The organism is Pseudonocardia xishanensis, assembly GCF_039541715.1.
In the GTDB taxonomy this organism is placed as follows: domain Bacteria; phylum Actinomycetota; class Actinomycetes; order Mycobacteriales; family Pseudonocardiaceae; genus Pseudonocardia; species Pseudonocardia xishanensis.
The window spans coordinates 1-1616 of record NZ_BAABGT010000129.1 but is presented as its reverse complement, the minus strand read 5'-3'; the positions used below and the strand labels follow the sequence as shown (position 1 = coordinate 1616).

Annotated in this window: 1 protein-coding gene; it reads right to left on the bottom strand. The window is 73.6% G+C overall.

The annotated features are described in order from the left end of the window. Positions 1-92: 92 nt before the first annotated feature. Entirely contained in the window at positions 93-1556 is a 1464-nt protein-coding gene (locus ABD993_RS36450; protein WP_486362903.1) for an IS1380 family transposase, read from the bottom strand. Positions 1557-1616 lie beyond the last annotated feature (60 nt).

Below are 1616 nucleotides of genomic sequence, written 5' to 3'. Positions count from 1 at the left end.
GGGTCGCGTGCACGATGACGGGCAGGGAGTTGGCCCGAGTCTCGCCTCGGGTGTGCGGGTTCCGGTGCTGGTCGGGGCCGGGTACGGCCTGGTCAGGAGACGTGTGGGAGGGTGCGGAGACGGGCGAGGACCTCGGCGAGCAGTTGGTCACCGGGCGGCAGGCGCAGGGTGAGACCGCGGGCGTGGCGGACCATGCGGGCCGGGACGGCGATCAGCCTGCGCCGCAGTGTGGTGATCATGGCTTGGCCGCCGCGGACGCCGTGCCCGACCGGCCGCCCGTCTCGGCGGGTGGCGGTGAGGTGGTGTAGCCAGCCGGTCAGGGTGGCGGCAAGTAGCGCGCCCCACATCCAGGCTCGATTCACCGCCTGGTGCCCGGACGGGAGGTGGCGCAGCGCGGTGCCGTGTTTGGTGTCGCGGAACAGGTTCTCCACCTGGGTGCGGTGGCGGTACCAGTGTTCCACCTGCACGGCCTTGTCGCTGGTGGAGACGTCGATGTTGGTCACGATGAACGAGTAGGCGAACACCGCGTCGGCCGAGGCGAGCTCGGCGAGGGGCAGCGCTCGCTGTTCGGGATGCAACGTCCGGCGTCGCCGCGCCCGGGGATCACCGGAGACCTGGCCGCGATCCAGGTCGAGCCGGACCCGGCGGATCAGCAGCCGGGTGTCCGCGGGCCACCAGTTCGGGCAGTAGCCGGTGACGGCGACCTGCGCGCCGGTCATGTCGACCGCGTCGGTCCAGCCCTCGGCCGCGACGCTGTCGAGCAGCCGCCACAACGGCGCGGTCCGCCGGGCGCCGATAGCGAACTCCACCTCGGCGAACAGCGCGGCGCGGGCGAGTTGGCCGGCGAAGTAGCCCGCGTCGGCGCGCAGCCGGATCCGCCCGGCCCGCGCCGGGGCGGGCAGCGCGGCCAGCGCACGGCCCAGCAACTCCGGCGCGGTCGCCCGCGGGTCGTCCCGACCGCTACCGAGGTCGGCCGCGAGCACGGTGGCGGTGTCGGCCCAGGTCGCGACATGCGGGCGCCCGACCCGCTGGCCCTGGTGGTTGAACGCCACCCCCTGCTTGAGTCGGCCGTAGACCTCGACGTCGGTGGCGTCCATGTCGATCGTCACGTCCGTGGCCAGCGCGTGCCCGCTGTCCGGGTCCAACGGTTCGAGCAGGTCGAGCGCGGCGCGATGCACGTCACCGAGCCCGGTCTCCACCGCCGCCCACTGCCCGTCGGTGAACCGTCGGGCCAGGCCGGCCGCGGTCGTGGACGCCAGCCCCGGCACCGGGGTCAACGCCTGTCCCGCTCGGTCGGCGCGGTGGCGGTCCAGCCCGACCAGGAAGTCTTCCCCGCACAGCTGCGCCGCCGCCATGCCCACCAGCACCTGCCCGGCGGACAACCCGCGCTCCCGGGCCTTGATCGGCCCGACCGCGGCGTCGAGCCGCTCGATCAGCCCGAGCCGCTCGACCAGTTCGGTCACCGCGGCCAACCCAGAACACCTGGTCAGCGACTCGTCCGGCGCGCCGACCCGCACCCGCGCCCGCCGTCCCCGTGGCTTGCGTAGTCTTCGCACCCGATAGGTGTCCTCTCGACCTTGATGACCGTGTCGTCGCAAACACGATCATCGCAGGTC